Origin of the sequence: Lutibacter oricola, assembly GCF_900106565.1 — a bacterium.
GTDB classification, from domain to species: domain Bacteria; phylum Bacteroidota; class Bacteroidia; order Flavobacteriales; family Flavobacteriaceae; genus Lutibacter; species Lutibacter oricola.
Genome location: NZ_FNNJ01000015.1, coordinates 19,465 through 27,465, shown reverse-complemented (window position 1 = coordinate 27,465; position 8,001 = coordinate 19,465). Strand labels below are relative to the sequence as shown.

General features: G+C 31.0%; 7 protein-coding genes. 4 read left to right on the top strand and 3 right to left on the bottom strand.

Annotated elements, in window-relative coordinates:
• Nucleotides 1–427: 427 nt before the first annotated feature.
• From thrS to rplT, 4 genes are all read left to right on the top strand, one after another.
• Nucleotides 428–2,368 (top strand): threonine--tRNA ligase, encoded by a 1,941-nt coding sequence (thrS, locus tag BLU40_RS16670; protein WP_090126404.1) that lies wholly within the window; start codon nucleotides 428–430, stop codon nucleotides 2,366–2,368.
• A gap of 28 nt (nucleotides 2,369–2,396) precedes the next feature.
• A complete protein-coding gene (infC, locus tag BLU40_RS16665; protein WP_090126401.1) occupies nucleotides 2,397–2,948 on the top strand; it encodes a translation initiation factor IF-3 in 552 nt (183 codons plus the stop codon).
• A 60-nt stretch (nucleotides 2,949–3,008) separates the two neighbouring features.
• A complete protein-coding gene (gene rpmI, locus BLU40_RS16660; RefSeq protein ID WP_089379680.1) occupies nucleotides 3,009–3,206 on the top strand; it encodes a 50S ribosomal protein L35 in 198 nt (65 codons plus the stop codon).
• Nucleotides 3,207–3,301: 95 nt separating this feature from the next.
• The gene (gene rplT, locus BLU40_RS16655; RefSeq protein ID WP_090126398.1) at nucleotides 3,302–3,646 is read left to right on the top strand and encodes a 50S ribosomal protein L20; all 345 of its coding nucleotides are present in this window, start codon (nucleotides 3,302–3,304) and stop codon (nucleotides 3,644–3,646) included.
• Between the two features lie 76 nt (nucleotides 3,647–3,722).
• Here the strand turns inward: rplT and BLU40_RS16650 are convergent, their stop codons facing one another.
• The 3 genes from BLU40_RS16650 to BLU40_RS16640 all read right to left on the bottom strand — a co-directional run bounded on the left by BLU40_RS16650 (nucleotide 3,723) and on the right by BLU40_RS16640 (nucleotide 7,956).
• Complete coding sequence (locus BLU40_RS16650) at nucleotides 3,723–5,357, bottom strand: ABC-F family ATP-binding cassette domain-containing protein (RefSeq protein WP_090126394.1); 1,635 nt, start codon at nucleotides 5,355–5,357, stop codon at nucleotides 3,723–3,725.
• A gap of 223 nt (nucleotides 5,358–5,580) precedes the next feature.
• Nucleotides 5,581–6,657, bottom strand: coding sequence for a peptide chain release factor 1 (gene prfA, locus BLU40_RS16645; protein ID WP_090126391.1), 1,077 nt, complete (start codon nucleotides 6,655–6,657; stop codon nucleotides 5,581–5,583).
• Nucleotides 6,658–6,777: 120 nt separating this feature from the next.
• Nucleotides 6,778–7,956, bottom strand: a complete 1,179-nt coding sequence (locus BLU40_RS16640) for an AIR synthase related protein (protein ID WP_090126388.1) — start codon at nucleotides 7,954–7,956, stop codon at nucleotides 6,778–6,780.
• Nucleotides 7,957–8,001 lie beyond the last annotated feature (45 nt).

Below are 8,001 nucleotides of genomic sequence, written 5' to 3'. Positions count from 1 at the left end.
TAAGCGGGTGCAAATGTAAAACCTTTTTTTATTCTCACCAAAATTAATTCGATGTTTTTTAAAGTTTATTTTCTAACACTATTCTTATGATCTTTTCACTAAACAAACAACATTCGTTTCCTTGTTAGCGGTGGCAAATGTAATACCTTTTATCGAACCTACAAGTCTTTTTTTAATTGTTTTTAAAACTATTTTAAATCTTCAAAGTAAACACTTGAACTACATTCATTTAATGAATTAAAAAATCTTTCTATCTCCCCAGCAAGCTTGCTACCTCATTTCGCTATTCCATTAAATAAATTGCATATACATATATAAGGTGTAGTTGTTTATTACTTAGATCTTTTAATTTAAATGAATAATCTAAGAAAATCTTATTGCGGAAGTGATACTTTTCTAATACCTTTGCACACTTAATAAAAAAAGTATGATTCAAATTACATTACCAGATGGTTCGGTTAAGGAGTATTCTAGCGGAATTACTCCAATGGACGTTGCTAAAAGCATAAGTGAAGGTTTAGCAAGAAACGTTATTTCAGCAAAGTTTAATGAAAACACTGTTGAAACCACCACGCCATTAACTGAAAACGGTAGTTTAACTTTATTTACATTTAATGATGCAGATGGTAAGAAAGCTTTTTGGCATTCATCTGCTCACGTACTAGCACAAGCAATTACTTCTTTTTATCCTAAAGTAAAACTTACTATTGGGCCTGCAATTGATAATGGTTTTTATTATGACGTTGATTTAGGTGATGATGTAATTTCAGAAAAAGATTTTCCTGCTATTGAAAAGAAATTTTTAGAATTAGCTAGAGGAAAGCATGTTTTTTCTATGCGTGAAGTTAGCAAAGCAGATGCTTTAGCAAAATATTCAGCAGAAGAAAACCAATATAAAGTAGAGTTAATTGAAAATTTAACTGATGGAGATATTACTTTTTGCGACCACTCAGATTTTACTGATTTATGTCGTGGAGGGCACATACCTCATACAGGAATTATTAAAGCCATTAAAGTAATGAGTGCTGCCGGTGCTTATTGGAGAGGTGATGAAAAGAACAATCAGCTTACTCGTATATATGGAGTTTCTTTTCCAAAGCAAAAAATGCTTACGGAATATTTAGAAATGCTTGAAGAAGCTAAAAAACGTGATCACCGAAAATTAGGTAAAGAATTAGAATTGTTTGCTTTTTCTGCGAAAGTAGGACAAGGTTTGCCTTTATGGTTACCTAAAGGAGCTGCTCTTCGCAACAGATTAGAGAAGTTTTTAGAAAAAGCTCAAAAGAAAGCTGGTTACGAAATGGTTATGACACCACATATTGGTCAGAAAGAGTTGTATGTTACTTCTGGGCATTATGCAAAGTATGGTGAAGATAGTTTTCAGCCAATTAACACACCAAAAGAAGGTGAAGAGTTTTTGTTAAAACCTATGAACTGCCCTCATCACTGTGAGATTTACAATCATAAACCTTATTCTTATAAAGATTTACCAAAACGTTTTTCTGAATTTGGAACTGTTTATAGATATGAACAAAGTGGTGAATTACATGGTTTAACACGTGTTAGAGGTTTTACCCAAGATGATGCTCATATTTTTTGTACTCCTGAACAATTAGACGAAGAGTTTAAAAATGTAATTGATTTAGTACTATATGTATTTGGATCGCTAGGGTTTGAAGATTTTACAGCACAGGTTTCTATTAGAGATATGGAAAACCTAGATAAATATATTGGTAAAACTGAAAATTGGGAAAAAGCTGAACAAGCAATTATTAATGCTGCAAAAGATAAAGGTCTAGATTTTGTAATTGAAGAAGGTGAAGCTGCATTTTATGGCCCAAAATTAGACTTTATGGTAAAAGATGCTTTGGGTAGAAGCTGGCAACTTGGAACAATTCAAGTAGACTACAACTTACCTGAACGTTTTGACCTTAACTATAAAGGTAGCGACAATCAATTACACAGACCGGTAATGATACATAGAGCTCCGTTTGGATCTATGGAACGATTTATTGCTGTTTTACTAGAGCATACGGGAGGAAAATTCCCACTTTGGTTAACTCCTGAGCAAGTTATCTTGTTGCCAATCAGTGAGAAATATCAAAAATATGCAGAAAAAGTTTTAGATTTGCTAGAAAATGACGAAATTCGCGCACTTATAGATGACAGAAGTGAGAAAACTGGTAGAAAGATTAGAGATGCTGAAGTTAGTAAAATACCATTTATGTTGATTGTTGGAGAACAAGAAGAAAAAGATGGTACGATTTCTGTAAGAAAACAAGGAGAAGGAGACATAGGAACATTTAAAATAGATGAATTCGTTTCATTTATTCAGAAAGAAATAAATAGTACAATAAAACAATTTTAAGTTTAATTTAAATTTTTGAGCCATAGCAATTAGAAGAAATAAACCGAGAAGACCTTGGAGAGTCGTTAAAGAAGATCAACACAGAATTAATGAAAAAATAGTTCATGTTGATGAAGTTCGTTTAGTAGGTGATAATGTTGAAGTAGGCGTTTACTCGCTTTCTAAAGCAAAATCAATTGCCCGAGAACAAGAACTAGATTTGGTAGAAATATCGCCAAAAGCAGTTCCTCCAGTTTGTAAAGTAATTGATTATAAAAAATTCCTTTATGAACAAAAGAAGAGAGAAAAGGCTCAAAAATCAAAAGCTACAAAGGTTGTTGTTAAAGAAATTAGGTTTGGACCTAATACAGATGAACATGACTTTGAATTTAAAAAGAAGCATGCCATTAAGTTTTTACAAGATGGAGCTAAATTAAAAGCATTTGTATTTTTTAAAGGTCGTTCAATTATATATAAAGATCAAGGACATATCTTATTATTAAGGTTAGCAACTGAACTTGAAGAATATGGTAAAGTTGAACAAATGCCTAAATTAGAGGGTAAACGTATGATTATGTACATTGCTCCAAAAAAGAAATAATACTTCAACTATAATTTTGTAGTTGAAACACAATATTAAGCAAGATAAAAATAGACAGAAATGCCGAAAATGAAAACAAAATCTAGTGCTAAGAAGCGTTTTAAGCTTACTGGTTCTGGAAAAATTAAAAGAAAGCATGCTTTTAAAAGTCATATTTTGACTAAAAAGAGCAAAAAACGTAAATTAAAGTTAACTCATGATGGTTTAGTACATAAATCAGATACAGCTAACATTTTACAACAATTAACTTTAAAATAATAAAGTTAAAGGGAATTTAATTATTAACCTTGGAGTAGAGCAAATACAAGTGTAATGTAATTATTACCGCCTACTACAAAAAACAATTTGAAATTATGCCAAGATCAGTAAATTCAGTTGCTTCAAGAGCTAAAAGAAAAAAGATATTGAAGCAAGCAAAAGGTTACTTTGGACGTAGAAAAAACGTTTACACAGTAGCAAAGAATGCGGTTGAAAAAGGAATGTCATATTCTTACAGAGACCGTAAAAACAAAAAGAGAACTTTCCGTGCTTTATGGATTCAACGTATTAACGCTGGAGCTCGTATGTATGGAATGTCTTACTCACAGTTTATGGGGAAAGTTAAAGCTAATAATATCGAATTAAACCGTAAGGTTTTAGCTGATTTAGCTATGAACAACCCAGAAGCTTTTAAGGCAGTTGTAGATCAAGTAAAATAAATTTTAATTTCTTGCTTATATATAAAAACCCAATCTTTTGATTGGGTTTTTTTATTTTAAATATGTACTAAAAAAATTATTTCTTTTCTATTTCTCTTAAATTTTCTAACTTCTTTAATTCCATAAAACTAGAAATAGTTTCAAAATGTTCTTTTACACGCTTGTTTCCGAATTCAAAAACTTTTTCTGCCAAACCATCTAAAAAGTCACGGTCGTGAGAAACTAGAATTAAAGTTCCGTCAAAATCTTTTAACGCATCTTTAATAATATCTTTAGTTCGCATATCTAAATGATTTGTTGGCTCATCTAATATTAAAACATTTACTGGTTCTAACAACAATTTAATCATAGCTAGACGTGTTTTTTCTCCTCCAGACAATACTTTTACTTTTTTAGTTGTATCGTCTCCACTAAACATAAAAGCTCCCAATAAATTCTTTATTTGCGTTCTAATGTCTCCAACTGCTATTTGATCAATAGTTTCAAATACTGTTAACTCTTCATCTAATAATGATGCTTGATTTTGCGCAAAATATCCAACCTTTACGTTATGACCAACTTCTAGCTTACCTTCAAATGAAATTTCTTTCATTATCGCTTTTATCATTGTAGATTTTCCTTCTCCATTTTTCCCTAAAAAAGCAACCTTCTCTCCTCTTTCAATTACCAAGTTGGCATTTTCAAAAACAACGTGATCTCCATAACTTTTAGACAATTCATTAACTACAACAGGATATTGACCACTTCTTGGTGATGGTGGGAATTTTAATTTTAATGCTGAAGTATCAATCTCGTCAACCTCAACTAATTTTAATTTTTCTAACATTCTAACACGAGACTGCACTTGATTTGTTTTAGAGTACGTTCCTTTAAAACGTTCAATAAACTCGGTGTTTTCAGCAATCATTTTTTGCTGCTCATCATATGCTTTTTGTTGATGTACCCTTCTATCCTTTCTCAATTCCAAATAATGAGAATAATTTGCTTTATAATCGTAAATTCTACCCATAGTAACTTCTATAGTTCTATTGGTAATATTATCTACAAACGCTCTATCGTGTGAAATTACAATAACTGCTTTTGCTGAATTCAACAAAAAATCTTCAAGCCATTGTACACTTTCTATATCTATATGGTTTGTTGGCTCATCTAATAAAATTAAATCTGGCTTTTGTAATAAAATTTTGGCTAATTCAATTCTCATACGCCAACCTCCAGAAAATTCTGATGTTTGCCTACTTAAATCTTCTCTACTAAAACCTAAACCTTTTAGTACCTTTTCAACCTCAGCTTCATAATTAATTTCTTCAACAGCATAAAACTTTTCACTAAGTTCAGACACACGCTCAATTAACTTCATGTATTCGTCACTTTCATAATCTGTTCTAACTGTTAAAGCTTCATTAATTTCATCAATTTCTGCCTTCATTTTAAATATTTCAGAAAAAGCTTTTGAAGTTTCTTCTAAAACAGTAGCATTATCATGAGCTAATAAGTGTTGTGGTAAATACGCTATTTTTGCTTCTTTTGGAGCAGATATATTCCCTGAAGAAGGTTTTTTAACTCCAGCAATAATCTTCAACAAAGTAGATTTACCTGCTCCATTTTTACCCATTAAGGCAATTTTATCGTTTTCATTTATTGCAAATGAAATTTTTTCAAACAAAGTAGTTCCTCCAAATTGTACTGCAACATCATTAACTGTAATCATTAGTTCTAATTTTAGCCGCAAATATACATTGAAAGTTTTACTTTAAAGCTGCTGATTTATAAACAAAAAATATTGAAAAAATAAATAAACCACTACTCTATATTTAATATTACTTGTTGCAAATAAGTATGGGAACCTGAAACAAGTTCAAGTTGATAAAAAATACCCTAAAAAAAAAGCAAGAAATCTAATTCTTGCTTTTTTACTTTTATGTTTTATTTGCTTAAAGCATTTCACCTAGCTCTTTTAACTTTTCAGTATTTTCAGCTAGTTTTAATTCTTCTACAATTTTATGAATATCTCCATTTATTACATTGGATAAATCATACAGAGTTAATCCAATTCTATGTTCAGTAACACGTCCTTGTGGATAGTTATATGTTCTAATTTTTGCTGAACGGTCTCCACTAGCAACTAATGAGTTTCTTTTTTCTGAATCTGCAGCTAATTTTTTCTCTAGTTCTTGCTCATACAAACGAGAACGTAAAACCTTCATAGCTTTATCTTTATTCTTATGTTGCGATTTTTGATCTTGACATTGCGCAACTAAACCTGTAGGAACGTGTGTTAAACGAACAGCTGAATATGTTGTATTTACAGATTGACCTCCAGGACCTGAAGAACAATAATAATCTACCCTAATATCGCTAGTTTTTAATTCTACATCAAATTCTTCTGCTTCTGGTAAAACCATAACAGTAGCTGCTGATGTATGAACACGACCTTGTGTTTCTGTTTGCGGAACACGTTGTACACGGTGCACACCAGATTCAAATTTTAAATCTCCATAAACATCTGGTCCAGTAACACTAAAAATAATTTCTTTAAATCCACCCGATGTTCCTTCGCTTATATCTTCAACTTCAGTTTTCCAACCTCTATCTGAACAATACTTTGTGTACATACGATATAAATCTCCTGCAAAAATACTTGCTTCATCTCCACCTGTACCAGCTCTAATTTCAACAATTACGTTTTTAGCATCTTCTGGATCTTTAGGAATTAACATGAACTTTATTTTTTCTTCAAGTTCAGGAATTTGGGCACTTGCTTCATCCAATTCCATTTTTGCCATTTCTGTCATTTCAGGGTCAGATCCATCAGAAATAATCTCCTTAGCTTCTGCAATATTTTCTAATAAAGATTCGTATTGCTCTTTAACTTTCATTACAGCACTTAAATCTTTATATTCTTTATTTATTTTTATATAACGCTTTTGATCAGAAATAATATCTGGTTGGATAATTAAATCTGAAACCTCATCAAAACGTTGTTTTATTATTTGTAACTTATCTAACATTTAATTTTTTATTGGATTGCAAATTTACAATAATTTCTTGACACCACTGTTTATACTCAATTCTGTGGTTAAATTTAAAATTCACACAAAATGAAATATGCAATTATTATTTGAATTTATCTAATATTCGAAAACACCAAATTCACTCTTTATTGTTAATTTCTTTGTTTCTGAAGCTTCTACTTTACCAATAATTTTAGCGTTTACATTAAAACTTTCAGAAATTTTAATAATATCTTTCGCAACTTCTGGAGCAACATAAATTTCCATTCTATGACCACAGTTAAACACTTGGTACATTTCTTTCCAATCTGTTTTACTTTGCTCTTGTATTAATTTAAATAAAGGAGGAATTGGAAACATATTGTCTTTTACAATATGCAAATTATCTATAAAATGAAGAATTTTAGTCTGTGCTCCACCACTACAATGTACCATTCCGTGAATAGTTTCTGAATTGTACTTTTCTAATATTTTTTTTATAATTGGCGCGTAAGTTCTTGTTGGTGATAACACTAATTTACCTGCATCAATTGGTGAGTCTTCAACACTATCTGTAAGTTTTACATTTCCTGAATACACTAAATCTTCAGGCACAGCAGCATCAAAGCTTTCTGGGAATTTTTCAGCTAAGTATTTATTAAAAACATCGTGTCTCGCAGATGTTAATCCATTTGATCCCATACCTCCATTATAATCTTTTTCGTAAGTAGCTTGTCCAAACGATTCTAGACCTACAATAACATCGCCAGGCTTAATATTTGCATTGTCAATTACATCACTACGTTTCATACGTGCAGTAACCGTAGAGTCTACAATTATAGTACGTACAATATCACCAACATCAGCAGTTTCTCCACCTGTTGAATGAATTTCAACACCAAATGTTTTTAAATCTTCTAATAACTCTTCTGTACCATTAATAATTGCTGAAATAACTTCACCAGGTATTAAATTTTTATTTCTACCAATTGTTGAAGAAAGCATAATATTATCTGTTGCGCCAATACATAATAAATCATCAATATTCATTATTAAAGCATCTTGAGCAATACCTTTCCAAACAGAAACATCTCCAGTTTCTTTCCAATACATATAAGCTAATGATGATTTTGTTCCAGCACCATCTGCGTGCATAATTAAACAATAATCTTCGTCGCCAGTCAAATAATCTGGTACAATTTTACAAAATGCTTTAGGAAATAATCCTTTATCTACATTTTTTATTGCATTGTGTACGTCTTCTTTTGAAGCAGATACACCTCTTTGACTGTATCTTTTACTAATTTCTGAACTCATTTGGTACTTGTTTGTGTTGTTGTGCAAAAGTAATTTATCTTTTTC